At 63.7% G+C, this 13,697-nt stretch carries 14 protein-coding genes; 5 read left to right on the top strand and 9 right to left on the bottom strand.

Going from position 1 to position 13,697, the window contains the following annotated elements; all coding sequences use genetic code 11:
* Nucleotides 1-24: 24 nt before the first annotated feature.
* Together IVA81_RS32150 and IVA81_RS32145 are read left to right on the top strand one after the other, a co-directional pair.
* Complete coding sequence (locus IVA81_RS32150) at nucleotides 25-1,092, top strand: alcohol dehydrogenase (protein ID WP_247325499.1); 1,068 nt, start codon at nucleotides 25-27, stop codon at nucleotides 1,090-1,092.
* Between the two features lie 133 nt (nucleotides 1,093-1,225).
* The gene (locus tag IVA81_RS32145; RefSeq protein ID WP_247325497.1) at nucleotides 1,226-2,305 is read left to right on the top strand and encodes an isocitrate/isopropylmalate dehydrogenase family protein; all 1,080 of its coding nucleotides are present in this window, start codon (nucleotides 1,226-1,228) and stop codon (nucleotides 2,303-2,305) included.
* 44 nt (nucleotides 2,306-2,349) lie between these two features.
* Here IVA81_RS32145 and IVA81_RS32140 read toward each other — a convergent pair whose 3' ends face one another.
* From IVA81_RS32140 to IVA81_RS32125, 4 genes are all read right to left on the bottom strand, one after another.
* Complete coding sequence (locus IVA81_RS32140; RefSeq protein WP_247325496.1) at nucleotides 2,350-2,631, bottom strand: hypothetical protein; 282 nt, start codon at nucleotides 2,629-2,631, stop codon at nucleotides 2,350-2,352.
* Between the two features lie 104 nt (nucleotides 2,632-2,735).
* Nucleotides 2,736-3,557 (bottom strand): enoyl-CoA hydratase, encoded by an 822-nt coding sequence (locus IVA81_RS32135; protein WP_247325492.1) that lies wholly within the window; start codon nucleotides 3,555-3,557, stop codon nucleotides 2,736-2,738.
* Nucleotides 3,558-3,838: 281 nt separating this feature from the next.
* Nucleotides 3,839-4,210 (bottom strand): helix-turn-helix transcriptional regulator, encoded by a 372-nt coding sequence (locus IVA81_RS32130; RefSeq protein WP_028179980.1) that lies wholly within the window; start codon nucleotides 4,208-4,210, stop codon nucleotides 3,839-3,841.
* A gap of 29 nt (nucleotides 4,211-4,239) precedes the next feature.
* A complete protein-coding gene (locus tag IVA81_RS32125; RefSeq protein ID WP_247325491.1) occupies nucleotides 4,240-5,289 on the bottom strand; it encodes a LysR family transcriptional regulator in 1,050 nt (349 codons plus the stop codon).
* 484 nt (nucleotides 5,290-5,773) lie between these two features.
* Between IVA81_RS32125 and IVA81_RS32120 the strand changes: the two genes are divergently transcribed.
* A complete protein-coding gene (locus IVA81_RS32120; protein WP_247325490.1) occupies nucleotides 5,774-6,040 on the top strand; it encodes a hypothetical protein in 267 nt (88 codons plus the stop codon).
* Between the two features lie 207 nt (nucleotides 6,041-6,247).
* Nucleotides 6,248-6,979: a cytochrome c biogenesis protein CcdA gene (locus IVA81_RS32115; RefSeq protein ID WP_247325476.1), complete on the top strand. Its 732-nt coding sequence runs from the start codon at nucleotides 6,248-6,250 to the stop codon at nucleotides 6,977-6,979.
* A gap of 25 nt (nucleotides 6,980-7,004) precedes the next feature.
* On the opposite strand, the gene IVA81_RS32110 is transcribed toward IVA81_RS32115, so the two are convergent.
* From IVA81_RS32110 to IVA81_RS32100, 3 genes are read right to left on the bottom strand one after another with little or no spacing between them, the layout of a single operon-like run.
* Nucleotides 7,005-8,123 carry a tripartite tricarboxylate transporter substrate binding protein gene (locus tag IVA81_RS32110; RefSeq protein WP_247325474.1) on the bottom strand — a complete coding sequence of 373 codons (1,119 nt, stop codon included), beginning with the start codon at nucleotides 8,121-8,123 and terminating at the stop codon, nucleotides 7,005-7,007.
* The gene (locus tag IVA81_RS32105) at nucleotides 8,101-8,880 is read right to left on the bottom strand and encodes an alpha/beta fold hydrolase (RefSeq protein ID WP_247325472.1); all 780 of its coding nucleotides are present in this window, start codon (nucleotides 8,878-8,880) and stop codon (nucleotides 8,101-8,103) included. Before IVA81_RS32105 ends, IVA81_RS32110 begins: the two co-directional genes overlap by 23 nt.
* Nucleotides 8,881-8,913: 33 nt before the next feature.
* Nucleotides 8,914-9,882 carry an LLM class flavin-dependent oxidoreductase gene (locus IVA81_RS32100; RefSeq protein WP_247325471.1) on the bottom strand — a complete coding sequence of 323 codons (969 nt, stop codon included), beginning with the start codon at nucleotides 9,880-9,882 and terminating at the stop codon, nucleotides 8,914-8,916.
* A 197-nt stretch (nucleotides 9,883-10,079) separates the two neighbouring features.
* Here IVA81_RS32100 and IVA81_RS32095 point away from each other — a divergent pair, with 197 nt between their 5' ends.
* Nucleotides 10,080-11,018 carry a LysR family transcriptional regulator gene (locus IVA81_RS32095; RefSeq protein ID WP_256469406.1) on the top strand — a complete coding sequence of 313 codons (939 nt, stop codon included), beginning with the start codon at nucleotides 10,080-10,082 and terminating at the stop codon, nucleotides 11,016-11,018.
* A 24-nt stretch (nucleotides 11,019-11,042) separates the two neighbouring features.
* Here IVA81_RS32095 and IVA81_RS32090 read toward each other — a convergent pair whose 3' ends face one another.
* Complete coding sequence (locus IVA81_RS32090; protein WP_247325470.1) at nucleotides 11,043-12,176, bottom strand: mandelate racemase/muconate lactonizing enzyme family protein; 1,134 nt, start codon at nucleotides 12,174-12,176, stop codon at nucleotides 11,043-11,045.
* 22 nt (nucleotides 12,177-12,198) lie between these two features.
* Entirely contained in the window at nucleotides 12,199-13,656 is a 1,458-nt protein-coding gene (locus tag IVA81_RS32085; RefSeq protein WP_247326058.1) for a sensor histidine kinase, read from the bottom strand.
* Nucleotides 13,657-13,697 lie beyond the last annotated feature (41 nt).

The following is a 13,697-nucleotide window of genomic DNA, read 5'->3' as shown; positions in this document are numbered from 1 at the left end:
GACAAGCATGCCGGGAGGACGCCGATGAAGAGTTTCAAGGTTGCCGATTTCAAGGCGCCGCTGCAGGAGTTCGACGAGGCCACGCCGCAGCCCTCGGGCACGCAGGTGCTGATCAAGGTGAAGGCGGCTGGCGTCTGCCACAGCGACCTCCACATCTGGGAAGGCGGCTACGATCTCGGCCATGGCCGCAAGCCGCTGTCGCTGAAGGACCGCGGCATCAATCTGCCGCTGACCATGGGTCATGAGACGGTCGGCGAAATCCTGGCCTTCGGCCCCGACGTGAAGCCCACCGACCAGGGCGACGTCAAGCTCGGCGACGTTAGTCTCGTCTATCCCTGGATCGGCTGCGGCAAATGCGCCACGTGTCTGGCGGGTGACGAGAACATGTGCCTGACGCCGCGCTCGCTCGGCGTCTATTGCGACGGCGGCTATTCCGATCACATGCTGGTGCCGCATCCGCGCTATCTGCTCAATCTGAAGGGCCTCGACCCGGCGACGACCGCGCCCTATGCCTGTTCGGGCGTCACCACCTACAGCGCGCTCAAGAAAGTCGAGCAGCATTTCGACACGCCGATCGTGATGTTCGGTGCCGGCGGCCTCGGCCTGATGGCCCTGTCGCTCCTAAAGGCGATGGGCGGCAAGGGCGCGATCATGGTCGATATCGACGCCAGAAAGCGCGAGGCGGCGGAGAAGGCCGGCGCGCTCGCCACCGTCGATCCCAAGGCGCCGGATGCGCTGGAGCAGCTTGCGAAGAAGGCGGGCGGGCCGATCCGCGCCGTGATCGACCTCGTCGGCAACGCCGCGACGACGCAGCTCGGATTCGATTGCCTGACCAAGGGCGGCAAGCTCGTCATCGTCGGCCTGTTCGGCGGCGGCGCGACCTGGGCGCTGCCGCTGATTCCGATCAAGGCGGTGACGATCCAGGGCAGCTACGTCGGAAACCTGCGCGAGACGCAGGAATTGCTCGAGCTCGTGCGCACCAAGAAGGTGCCGCCGATCCCGGTGACGACGGCCCCGCTCGCCAAGGCCAACGACGCGCTGGTGCAATTGCAGCAGGGCGCGGTGGTCGGGCGTACGGTGCTGACGCCGTAACGAACGCTCTCTCCTCCGTCATTTGCGAGGAGCGAAGCGACGAAGCAATCCAGACTGCCCCCGCGGAAAGATTCTGGATTGCTTCGCTTCGCTCGCAATGACGACTTGGCTAACTTCTTTCTCGAGGCCTTCCATGTCCGCAAACAACGCCTTCCATATTGCCGTGCTTGCCGGTGACGGCATCGGTCCCGAAGTCATGGCGCCGGCCATCGAGGTGCTGCGCAAGATCGAGCAGAAATCGGATCTGCGATTCCGCTTCACCGAGGCCCCGGCCGGCGCCAATAACTATCTCGCCACCGGCAAGTCGATGCCTGACACCACCATCAAGCTGTGCGAGGAGGCGGACGCTATTCTGCTCGGGGCCTGCGGTCTGCCGTCGGTGCGCTACCCCGACAATACCGAGATCGCGCCGCAGATCGAGCTGCGTTTCATCTTCGATCTCTATGCCGGCGTGCGGCCCGCGCGTCTCATTCCCGGCGTGCCGAGCCCGATCGTCGGTGCCGACCAGCGCGGCATCGATCTCGTCGTGATCCGCGAATCCACCGAGGGCCTGTTCGCCTCGATGGGCAAGGGCGTCGTCACCCATGAGGACGCCCGCGAGACCATGGTGATCACGCGCCGGACATCAGAGCGCCTGTTCGAGTTCTCGTTCCGCCTTGCCGAGCGGCGCAAGGCGCGCGGCAAGCCCGGTGCGCTCACCTGCGTCGACAAGGCGAATGTGTTCAAGGCGTTTGCGTTCTTCCGCGGCATCTTCGACGAGATCGAGAAGAAGCATCCTGATGTGAAGACCGACCGGCTCTATGTCGATGCCTGCTCGGCGATGCTGGTCAAGCGACCCTGGGATTTCGACGTGATGGTGATGGAGAACATGTTCGGCGACATCGTCTCCGACATCACCGCGAGCCTGATCGGCGGCCTCGGCATGGCGCCGTCGGCCGACATCGGCGACAAATACGCCGTGTTCCAGCCCTGCCACGGCACCGCGCCCGATATCATGGGGCAGGGCAAGGCCAATCCCACCGGCATGATCCTGTCCGCGGCAATGATGCTGGACTGGCTCGCCGACAAGCACGGTATCGAGAGCGCGGCGGAAGCCGGTGAGACGATCGAGCGCGCGGTGGATCAGGTCTATGCCGGCGGCATCAAGCCGATGGAGTTCGGCGGCAGCAACGGCACGGCGGATATTACCAAGGCGGTGCTGGCGGCGCTGTAGTCGAACGCCACAAGCAAAGGGGCCTTGCGGCCCCTTTATTTCGTTCACCAGCGACGCCAGTGGCGGTGACCATAGCCCCAGCGCGGGCCGCCATAGTACCGGCGCGGGCCACCGTAATAGCCATAGGCGCGGTAATAGTTCGGGCGCCAGAAGCAACGGCCCCAGGGGTTGCAGACCCAGCGCACCTGATCGACATCAGCGGCCGGTCCGCTCGCGATTCGATCCGCCTGCGGAATGCCGTTCGGCATTGCCGCGAGCGCCGAGCCCGAGGCGAGCGCCGCACCGCCCAAGGCAGCCAGACCGAGAACAGCAAATTTGAATTTCATCGCAATCTCCCTCGTTGGTGGCGAGAGAACCTGCGACAGATCAACTGGTTGCTATCAAGGTGCGGCCGTGCGCGGATTTAATCTTCCTGAATGAAGGTTCAGATTCAGCGCCCCTGGAACTTGGGTCGGCGTTTCTCCATGAAGGCTTGCCGGCCCTCGCGGAAATCCGCGCTGTCCATGCAGGCATGGCCGACCGCCTTGATCGCCTCCATGTCGCGCTGGCTTTCGTCCTTCAGCACCTGCGCGATGGTGATTTTGGCGGCCTTGATTGCGAGCGGGGCGTTCTCGGAGATGGTCTGCGCGATCGTCATGGTCTCGCCCCAGAGCTCGCCCTCCGGGAATACGCGCTCGACGAGACCGATGCGCAGCGCCTCGGCGGACTCGATCCGCATGCCCGTGTACATCAAGAGGCGCGCCCAGGACGGGCCGACCAGCGACACCAGATGCTTCAAGCCCTCATAACCATAGGCGATGCCGAGCCTGGCGGCGGGAATGCCGAACTGGCTGCCGTGTGCGGCGATGCGAATGTCGGCGAGCATCGCGACCTGCATGCCGCCGCCGAGGCAGAAGCCCTCGATGCAGGCGATCGTCGGTTTGGGATAGTCGGCGAGCAGCGCACGCTGTGCCGCGCTGCGCTTGGCGTATTCCTCGGACGCCGCCGCGTTATGGCGTGTCTTCTCGAACTGGCTGATATCGGCGCCGGAGACGAACGCCTTGCCGCCGGCACCGCGCAGGATCACGACGCGCACCATCTCGTCGTCGCGCAAGGCCGTCAGCGCCTCGCCGAATCCCTCCCACATCTCCAGCGACATCGCGTTGCGCTTGTCGGGATTGTTAAAGGTGATCACGCCGACGCCACTGGCTGCGTGCTTGAGGATCTTGCCGTCGGCGTAAGGTGTTTCGGTCGTGCTGGAAATGTCGGGCATCGCGCGCTCGCTTGTCATGTGCGAGGGGCAATGTGCTGCGCGGGTGCTTGCGGGGTCAACCGGAGCAGGGCGCGCGAGTCTGCATCGGCCTGTTCCGCGATTGCATGGCGCCTCGTCCTAAGCATCGTGCCGCAAAGAAAAAGGGGCGGTCGAACCGCCCCGGAAAGGCCGCACGCAAGCGCGCGAGCCGGAATATGCTCGTCCGGTCTCGTTCAATCCGGCCGCGCCCCCGCGACGCGGCGGATTGAAGATCGACCCTTAAGGCAGACCGTCGATCGATCTCAGCTTTCGTTCGCTGCGATCGATTCCATCAGCGAGACGAGCTGACGCTGCACCGTCTGGTCCTTGATCTTGCTGTAGGCGCGCAGCAGGCGGAGGCTGAAGGCGCTGTCGAGGAACAGCAGGCTTTCGACTTCGCGGGCCTTGTTGTCGCCGTCGTAGAAGAAGGTCACGGGCACATCGAGGGCGGTGGCGATCTGCTGAAGTCGAGCCGCGCCGACGCGATTGACGCCCTTCTCGTATTTCTGGACCTGCTGGAAGCTGACGCCCAGCTTCTCGCCGAGCTCCGCCTGCGAGATCTTCATCTCGACGCGCCGCAGACGGATCCGTTTGCCAAGCTCAATGTCCGGCTTGCCGGCACTGCGCTGCTTCATTCTTTTCGCCGCTGCTTTCATCTCTGTTCTCACCTTTGTTCTTCGGTTGAAAATCCCCCGAAGAGCTGGGTCAGGGGTTCGCCCATATACGAGTTCTTGAATTCATGCGGGTGCACGAACTCTTCCTTAAACCACGGGAAGCGAGCCGGACTGAAAGCTTCGATCAGCCAGTCAATCATGTGCCGCACGCGCGGAATACGGCCGCTACCGGGATGGTAGGACAACCAGATATCCAGCGGTCGGTTCAGCTCGACCTCCAGTGGAATCAATTTCCCGCCAAGCGCAATGGCATAGCTGGGGAAGACGCCGATGCCGGCGCCATTCGCGACGGCCCAATAGTTGGCGCTTGAGACGTTGGTCTTCATGACCAGGAGGTCACGTTCCGAAACGCCGGGGAAGAAGCTCTCGAAGGATTCCTTGGCGGCGAGCTGGTCGGCGAATTGCAGCACCAGGCGATGCTTGATCAATTCCGCCGCCGAACGCGGCGCGCCATGTTTTTCGATGTATTTCTCGGAGGCCCAGAACATCAGGTGCATGCGACCGAGCCGCACCAGCTTGATGTCGAGCGCCGAGGGACGCGACAGATGGATGGCGACGTCGGCCTCGTGACGCGAGACGTCGGCCGAACGCATCGCGCAATGCAGGTCGACCAGAATCTTCGGATAGGCCTGCTGGAATTCAACCAGGCGCGGGGCGAGCCAGAACGTACCGAGTCCCTCGGTGACGGCGACCCGAACCTCGCCGGACAAAGCATTGGCCATCGAATCGCTGGCGCGCAGCACGTCGAAGGTGGCGGCCTCCATGCGCTCGACGGCGGAGACCACCAGCGCGCCTTCATCGGTCAGATGGGTGCCGTGGACGTCGCGGGTGAACAGCGTCGTGCCGGTCTGGCGTTCGAAATCGTCGATTCGCCGGCGCACGGCATTGATCGACAGCGACAAGCGCTCGGCCGCCGAGCGGAAACTTCCGCATCGGACGACTTCCAGAAATATGCGGGCCGTATCCCAATCAGAGAGGCCGCTGAGATTTGTCTTTGGGCGTTCCGCCAGATGAACGCCCCTTTCCGCTAAGGAGTGCATACAATTTCCTTCGGGCGACTAAACTGGCAGAATCTGGCGCAAACCACAACCACTGCGGGTTGGGGGACGTAAAGTTTTGAACGTCATCCTTACTACCTCGTGGGTGGTATCGGAGTGCTGCCAATGGCTGGGGAATCGGGCGCACTATTTGCCCGGATGAGGGGTGTAGCGTGAGTTCCGTTGCGAGCCGCGAAATGGCTGCGGAATTGCAGGCGCTGTCCGCAATGAATGACCATGCGCGAGAGCCGGCGCCGTCTCCCTCGACGGATCAATCACAGCGCGCCAGGCGTTTGCTCCCGGACCGCTTCGACAATGGCCAGCTGCGCAGCGCGGCGATGTCGGCCAGAATCGCGGTTCCAGGGCTGAACCCGACTGAAATCAGGTTCGGAGGCGCAGCGGCCTCATGCTATCCTCGGTATTCCATGGGGGCCGAAGGGGTCGTCACAACCACGTCTCGCAGGCCGAATTAACGGAAAGAACGCCGGTGTCGCATTCAGACGAACAGTTGCAGTCGGTGCTGGAAACGCTTGAGGAGTGCCGCAGGGTTCTCAACGCGTGCGACAGCCGTGAGTCGGCCGAGCTGCTGTCCATCGTCATCCTCGACGTCAGGATGAAACTCAAAGGAATTGACAGTGCCGATCTCAAGGCGCTGTGCGACGAAATGCTGCGGAGCGCTGCGAGCGAACCGCCGTCCCCTTCCAAGCAGACGCAGGACCAGCCCCGGCGTCCGCTGCTCCGCGTGGTGAAGTAGCCGCGCCGCCGAAGCTCGCTTTTTGGCGAGGTTTGTGCGCGTCCCGATGCCGCACCTGTGATCGCAGACGGCATCGGGCGGAGCCCTGGTTTCGTGCGCCTCTGTTGCGCATTCCCCGGCATCGGCTACACCAGAGCCGGTTCGGCTCCGGGCCGGGCGCATTCCGCCGCGCGCCCGACCGGCACCTGAGATGGCTCAGACGGCATCATGCAAAATGTTTCGATCCCGGCGGCGCTGATTGCCGGCCTCGTCAGCTTCCTCTCTCCTTGCGTCCTGCCGCTGGTTCCGCCGTATCTGATCTATCTCACGGGCGCCACGATCGAGCATGTCGAGAGCGACGAGCCGGCCTCGACCTCCAAGCGCGCGATCATGATGTCGGCGCTCCTGTTCGTGCTCGGTTTCTCCACGGTGTTCGTCGCGCTCGGCGCCAGCGCCTCGCTGATCGGCGGGCTGATCCGCGCCTGGTCGGCCGAACTGTCGATCCTCGCCGGCCTCGTCATCATCGTCATGGGCCTGCACTTCCTGGGCCTGACGCGCATCGGCCTGTTGATGCGCGAGGGCCGGCTGCCGATCCCCAGGCCTGTTGGCCTCTGGGGGGCCTATATCATGGGCCTCGCCTTCGCCTTCGGCTGGACGCCCTGCATCGGCCCGATCCTCGCCGCGATCCTCTCGATCGCCGCGGCTGAAGCCACGGTAACGAAGGGAGCCGGCCTGCTCGCGGTCTATTCCGCCGGCCTCGGCATTCCCTTCTTGATCGCCGCGCTGATGATCGAACAGTTCTCCGCGCTTTTCGCGCGCATGAAGGGCCACCTCGTCACGGTCGAGCGCGCCATGGGCGTGCTGATGGTCATCACCGGCATCGGCTTTCTCACTGGTGCGGTCTCGAATGTGAGCATCTGGCTGCTCGAGACGTTTCCGGCGCTGCAGACGATCGGGTAGAACTGCACAGTTTCCGGGGCATGCTCTAGTTGCTGCCAGCGGTGATTCCGCGCTCCCGGATGAGCGATCCGAATCGCTTGGAATCCTCGCTGGCTCTTTCTCCGAACGCTTCGGGCGACATTGCCGCCGGCACATTGCCGACCGCCATGATGCGCTCTTTCAACGCGTCGGTTGCAAGCGCCCGGTTGATCTCGGCGTTCAGGCGCGCGACGATATCGCTGGGCGTTCCCGCCGGCGCGTAGACGCCGAAGACGGCGTCCGCGTCAAAGCCGGTGAGGCCTAATTCGGCGAGCGTCGGCACATCAGGGAGTTGATGCGAGCGTTGCGGACTGCCGATTGCAATGGCCCGGAGCCTGCCCGCCTTTACATGCTCGATGGCGATGCCGGGATCGAACAGGAAGTCGAGTTGCCCGCCGAGCAGATCGTTGAGTGCAGGTGCCGCTCCACGGTAAGGCACGTGGACGGCATCCGTACCGGTCATCTTCTTGAGCAATTCCGCCGCGAGATGCGGAGAACTGCCGACACCGGGCGATCCGAAATTGCGTTTTCCCGGGTTGGCCTTGAGGTCGCCGATGAGCGCGTTGAGATCTTGCGCCGGATTGTCTACCCGGACGACGAGATAGAAGGGGACACGCGCAACGGAGGCGACGGGAACGATGTCCTTGGCCGGATCGAAAGGCATGGTGGCATAGATGTGAGGATTGATCGCGACCATGCTGCCTGAGGACATCAGCAGGGTATAGCCGTCCGGTGCGGACCGGGCCACCGCGTCGCCGCCGAGATTTCCGTTTGCGCCGGCCTTGTTTTCGACGACCACGGGCTGGCCGAAGGTCTCGCTGAGCGACTGACCAATGAGCCGCGCAAGCAGGTCGGCCGCCCCTCCCGGCGGGAAGTTGACAATGAGGCGCACGGCGTGAGTGGGCCAGGCCTGCGCGAGTGGCGGCTGTGCCGACGATGTCTGGGCCAGCGCTGCCGATATCATGCTCGCGGTGAAAGCGAGCGCGATCACAATGCTCCTCATGTTCGTCTCCCTCGGTTGTTTCATCGGGACAGATTGTTGGATTCCCGGTCTGTCGCCGGGATTGCGTTCCCCATGCGGGAGAGGACCCGGCCGACGCCCCTTAACCAGCGAGGAAATCGCCAATCGCCATGACGCAGGCTGGCTCTTCCTGCATCGCGAAATGTCCGACGCCCTGCACGATATGGATGCGTGCTTTCGCAATCTCGCTGGCCCAGAGCTCCGCCTGGCTGGCGGGGGCCAGCCGGTCCTTGTCGCCCCATACGATGAGCGTTTCGTTGGGGATCCGACTCAGCCAGCGACCAAGATTCGGGTGTCCCATGCCGTGGGCCTTCCGAATATTGCCCAGCGCCTCGCCCTCCCTGTCCCTCGCCGCAATGAATTGCTCCGAAGAAGGAGCAAGCGACCCTCCGGGAAAATACCGGGCGGCAACCTTCGTGCGATGCGCCAGGTATTGTGGCAAATCCTGCGGGGCGACTTTGCTGACGTCGGTGGCGCGATGATCGGGGTGATTGAGGCCGGCAGGGGCGTTGAGCACCAAACGGGCAAAACGCTCGCCGGCCACCACGGCGATTTCCGCGGCCATCCATCCGCCCATGGAATGCCCCACGAGGTGCGGTCGATCCAGACCCAACGCTGCGATGAGCCGCAGGTAGTGAACGACCAGATCCTGCATCCCGCAAATATGCGGTGCGGGCCCAGTCTCGCCGAAGCCGGGATGAAACGGCAGATAGACCCGAAACCTGTCGGCCAGAGCGCGGGCCCATTCATGCCCCTCGATCGTCGCCGCGCCATGGAGCGCCAGCACGGCAGGGCCGGCTCCTATGACCTTGATCGCAGTGTCGATGCCATCGATGTCGAGCCTTATCGTTTCGAAGGTCACGTCGGGGTCCTAGCTTGTTCGGTGATCTCTTCATCAACCGATGTGAGCGCGACGCATTTGGGGGATGACCTCCCCGCCGAAGAGGGCGATCGATTCGAGCCGCCGCGGCGAGGAGCTCCTGCCAAGCATCGCGAGAAGATGGCCGGCGCCGGATTGGCGGCATTGGTCGATGACTTGTTCGGCGACCTGCGCCGGAGTGCCCGCGATATAGTCGTCGTCATGCAGCGAAAATCCGGCTCCGGCCCGCGGTGCATCCAGCAGGGAGGATGAGCGCTCGACGACGCGCGGATCGCCGGCCACGACTTTCCGTGTGGCTGCCTTTGCGATCTCGGATTCCTCTCGCGCCAAGGCGGCATCGCGAGAGATCGAGATGTTCCGCCGGATGGCGAGCTGATCGGGCCCCGCCGGCAGTCCCAGCCGCGCAGCCTCGCTGCGATACGCGTCGAAGATCTCCGAGACGCGACCGACCGACTCGAAGCCGGTGCAAATCTTGGATCGCCTCTGCGCCGATTTCTGTGCGGAGCCGATGCTGACGACAGTTGTCCATTTGGGCGGGGAGGGCTGTCGAAAGACGCTCGGCATCAGGGTCAGGTTTTCGAGCTTCCAGTGTTTCCCGCTATGGTTGACGACAGGGTTTGCGAAGGCTGCGTCGATGATGTCCAGAGCCTCGTTGAACCGTTCGCGGGCCTCCTCCATCCCGAGGCCAATCCGGGCCAGCTCCTGAGGTACGCCCGCAGCAAAGCCGATTTCCAGGCGCCCGCTTGTCAGATGGTCGAGCATTGCCAGTTCTTCGAAGAGGCGCCACGGCTCATAGAATGGCACGACGTTGCCCATCGTTCCCAGACGCAGCCGGGTCGTTTGCCGAGAGATCGCTGCGATCAGGAGATTGGGCGACGGGCTCAGCGAGAGGCCGAAGTGATGTTCGCTGAAGAATATGCCCTCGAACCCGAGCCGCTCGGCCTCCAGCCAGAATGTGAGACCCTCGCCGAAGGCCGCGGTCACGGCATCGGACAACGATGTCCCGTCGCTCGAGGCCGGGGCCTGCATGAATTCAAAGATCCACGGCTTGATCAAGATATTCCCTCCCGCACATGGCCTTGTTGGTCGGCTGTTTTGTTGAACGGCATTCTTGACGGGTTTTTGAAATTTGGAAAATCGATTATATTGATCCGTGATATTTACGGCATGGATGTATCCGGATGCGATTCGAAGGCCTGGACCTCAATCTTCTGATCGCGCTCGATGCCATCCTCGAAGAGCGCAGCGTCATGGCGGCAAGCCGGCGCCTTCATCTCAGCCAGCCGGCGATGAGCGCCGCCATCGGGAGATTGCGTCAGTATTTCAACGACGAGATATTCACGATCTCACAGCGAAAGCTGGTGCCGACGCCATTGGCGCAGTCACTCGAAAAGCCTACGCGGGATATATTGCTGCGTATCCGGGCCAATTTGATCTCGCCTCCGAAATTCGACCCTGTGAGCTCGGAGCGGCGCTTTCGGCTCGTCGTCTCCGATTATGCGAGTATCGTGTTGATGCACGCCGTGATGAAGCGCGTCTATCGGGCCGCTCCACGCGTGTGTCTCGAAATCCTGCCCTTCAGCGACCGGGTCGGTGATCAGCTTCAGCGTGGAGAGGTCGATTTCGTCGTGATTCCGGATACAGGTCTCATTGACGGCCATCCGAGCCTGCATCTGTTTGCCGACGAGTTCTGTTGCGTCGCGTGGAGCGGAAGCCGCCAGATCGGGCGTTCGATCTCGCTCAACCGCTATCTTCAACTCGGGCATATCACGGCTCAGCTCGGACCCATCCGCGGGCTGTCGTTTGATGAACGAGCGCTCGTCCAGCTGGGCTACAGGCGTCGCATCGAGGTCATCGCACCGAATTTTACCGCGATGGCGGCGATGGTGATCGGGACGGACCGCATCGCGACAATGCATCGCCGGTTGGCGGCTATCTTTGCACGAAACTTTCCGCTGAAGCTGCTGCGCGCGCCGGTCCGCATCCCGGCATTTCGCGAAGCCCTGCAATGGCCGGCATCGTTCCATATGGATCCGGGGCTGGTCTGGTTGCGCGAGATCATGACCGACGTTGCTCGCGAGGTTGACCGGACGCCGGCGACGCAGATGAGGATTGGGTAGAAAGTCTATGGCGAATGTGCGCCCCTAGTTCTTGGTGAAGCGCGCCAGCGCCTTGCGATCGACATCGATTCCGAGTCCCGGCCCGTCCGGCACGCGCACGACGCCCCTCGCATGCTCGATCGGCTCCTTCAGGATCGCCTGCCGGATCGGATGCTCGGTGCGGTCGAATTCGAGCATCGGCTCCAGCGGTGCCAGCGAGCTCGGCGTGTGCGACGGTAGAACGGCGAGAAGCTGGAGCGAGGCGGCGATCGCAATCCCGGTGCCCCAGACATGCGGATTGTAGCGGATGCCGAACGCTTCGCTCATGTCGGCGATCTTCTTGCATTCGGAGAGACCGCCGGCCGCGCAGGTGTCTGGCTGGGCGATGTCAAGCGCGTGCGCGGCGAACAGATCGCGGAAGCCGAAGCGGGTGAACTCGCACTCGCCGCCGGCGATGGGGATCGTCAGCGCGGATCTCACCGCGCGATAGCCCGCGACGTCCTCCGGCGGTACTGGCTCCTCGAACCATCCGATGTCGTAACGTTCGATCACGCGGCCGAGCCGGATCGCGGCGACCGCGTCATAGGCGTGGTTCGCATCGACCATTAGCGCGACATCGGGGCCGATCGCCTCGCGCACGGCGCGCGTGACTGCGGCATCCTCCGCGAGGCCGAAGCCGACTTTCAGCTTCACGGCGCGGAATCCTTCCGCGGCGTAATCGGCCGCTTCCTCCGGCAGATACTTCAGTGGATCGCCCGATCTGCGCCGGTAGAGGCCGGTCGCATAGGCGGCGACCTCCGTGCGCGCCGCGCCGCCGAGAAGCTGGTACGCGGGCACGCCAAAGTGCTTGCCCTTGATGTCCCACAACGCGATATCGATTCCGCTCAGCCCCTGGATCACGACACCCTTCTGGCCGTGGTCGCGCAAGCGAGCGTAGACGGTCTGCCACAGCACGTCGGTGCGCAGCGGATCCTCGCCGATCAGCCATGGCGTGACGCTTCCGACCACCGCCGCCGTCATCCGCGCCGGCCCGTAGCATTCGCCCCAGCCGGTGAGGCCCACATCGGTCTCGATCTCGACCAGCATCGCTGTGCGCATGTCGTACCAGGCTCGCGAATAGGCGAAGGGCTGGGAGAGCTTGGTCTCAAGGATGTGCGTGTGCACATGGGTGATTTTCATCGCCGATGTCCCTTCGGTCTATTCAACGCGCCTCGTCCAGCGTGCAGATCACGGTGCAGACCACGCCGCGCGGCAGGAAGTCGACGGTTGCCTCGCCGCCGAGCTGGTCGCGTGCGCTGCGCTCGATCAGGCGCGAGCCGAAGCCGCGCTGCACCGGCGCCGTGACCGGCGGTCCACCGATCTCGGTCCAGATCAGCCGCAGCCGTGGCTTCGGCGCATCGGCGATGACCTCCCAGTCCAGTGTCACCCGGCCGGTCTCGTTGGACAGGGCGCCGTATTTCGCGGCGTTGGTGGCGATCTCGTGCACGATCATCGACAGCACCACGGCGAGCCGTGGCGACAGCGGCACCGCGGGACCGGCCATGCGGATGCGGTCGGGACCATTGAGAAGGAAAGGCTGAAGGGCGCGGGTAATCACGTCCCGGAGCTCGGAGCCCGCCCATTTTTCCTGGCTCAGAAGGTTATGCGCTTCGGCCAGCGCACCGAGCCGGCCCTCGAACTTGGTCCGCTCGTCCCGGCTGGCGCTGCGGAAGGTCTGCACCGCGATCGCCTGCATCAAGGCCAGCGTGTTCTTGACGCGATGGTTGAGCTCCTCGATCAGGAGATTGTGCAGCATCTCGCCGCGCGCGATCGTGGTGGCCATCCTGACCGCGAAGGTCAGGCCGGTCAGCAGCAGGATGCCGCCGATCAGGCTGGTGATCGCGATGTTGCGCCAGAGCGGTGCAATCAGCGAGCCTTCGTCGACGCCGGCGGCGATCGTCCAGCCCGTCAGTCCCGATCGTGTGTAGGCAGCGGCCAGGGCGACGCCGTCGAGCGATACCGTTGGGAGCGCTGCCTCGCTACGGCCGAACATCTCGGCATACAGCGATGGGGAAGCACGCTTGCCGAACGATTCATCCGGGTTCGGCGCGCGTGCAAATACGATGCCCTTGGTGTCGAGCAGAGACACGGTCCAGAGCTGGTCGGGCCGCTGCTTCTCCACCAGTTCCTGAAAGATGCTGATCGGCGGGCTGAAGCAGAGGTCGTAGATCACCTCGCCGTTGCGGAACACCGGAACCTCGACGGTGAGCACCTGCCGCCCATTGATCGCGCCTGTGAACAGGTCGGAATATTGCGGCGACCTGGTCGCGAACACCTTTTCGATGATCTCCAGATGGCCGCGCGGCGCTAGGCTTGCAGTGTCTTCCGTTGCGGAGGAGAACAACAGCCGGCCTTTTCGGTCGGAGATCAGCACCAGGCCGCCCTTGCCGTATTGCTCGACGAAGCCGAGCGCGATGCGGCGGAAATTTTGGAAGTCGTCGTTGCGCAGCGAATTCGTCAGCGCCAGAACCTGCAGGCCGCCGGTCATCCGCTGCACCTCGGAGTCGAGCACGAGGCGCATGCTGCGCACGTTCTCCAGCACGCGGCGGCTCGCGTCGCTTCGATCCTGCTTGTAGTTGTAGAAGACAATGCCAACCGCAAAGACGATCAGCGGCAACATCGTCCCCGTGACGAGAAGAGCGAGCCGGACCGGCAGGGTGA

The sequence above is a fragment of the Bradyrhizobium sp. 141 genome (assembly GCF_023074055.1).
Lineage (GTDB): Bacteria > Pseudomonadota > Alphaproteobacteria > Rhizobiales > Xanthobacteraceae > Bradyrhizobium.
The sequence above is the reverse complement of the archived record's forward strand: the minus strand, read 5'-3'. Positions and strand labels throughout refer to the sequence as shown.

What these genes read in the sequence shown, in the direction of transcription:
- IVA81_RS32145 (WP_247325497.1), top strand. Translation starts at nt 1,226, where the DNA reads ATGTCCGCAAACAACGCCTTCCATATTGCCGTGCTTGCCGGTGACGGC.
- IVA81_RS32095 (WP_256469406.1), top strand. Translation starts at nt 10,080, where the DNA reads ATGCGATTCGAAGGCCTGGACCTCAATCTTCTGATCGCGCTCGATGCC.
- IVA81_RS32135 (WP_247325492.1), bottom strand. Translation starts at nt 3,557, where the DNA reads ATGCCCGACATTTCCAGCACGACCGAAACACCTTACGCCGACGGCAAG.
- IVA81_RS32085 (WP_247326058.1), bottom strand. Translation starts at nt 13,656, where the DNA reads ATGTTGCCGCTGATCGTCTTTGCGGTTGGCATTGTCTTCTACAACTAC.
- IVA81_RS32130 (WP_028179980.1), bottom strand. Translation starts at nt 4,210, where the DNA reads ATGAAGCAGCGCAGTGCCGGCAAGCCGGACATTGAGCTTGGCAAACGG.
- IVA81_RS32125 (WP_247325491.1), bottom strand. Translation starts at nt 5,289, where the DNA reads ATGCACTCCTTAGCGGAAAGGGGCGTTCATCTGGCGGAACGCCCAAAG.
- IVA81_RS32150 (WP_247325499.1), top strand. Translation starts at nt 25, where the DNA reads ATGAAGAGTTTCAAGGTTGCCGATTTCAAGGCGCCGCTGCAGGAGTTC.
- IVA81_RS32090 (WP_247325470.1), bottom strand. Translation starts at nt 12,176, where the DNA reads ATGAAAATCACCCATGTGCACACGCACATCCTTGAGACCAAGCTCTCC.
- IVA81_RS32140 (WP_247325496.1), bottom strand. Translation starts at nt 2,631, where the DNA reads ATGAAATTCAAATTTGCTGTTCTCGGTCTGGCTGCCTTGGGCGGTGCG.
- IVA81_RS32115 (WP_247325476.1), top strand. Translation starts at nt 6,248, where the DNA reads ATGCAAAATGTTTCGATCCCGGCGGCGCTGATTGCCGGCCTCGTCAGC.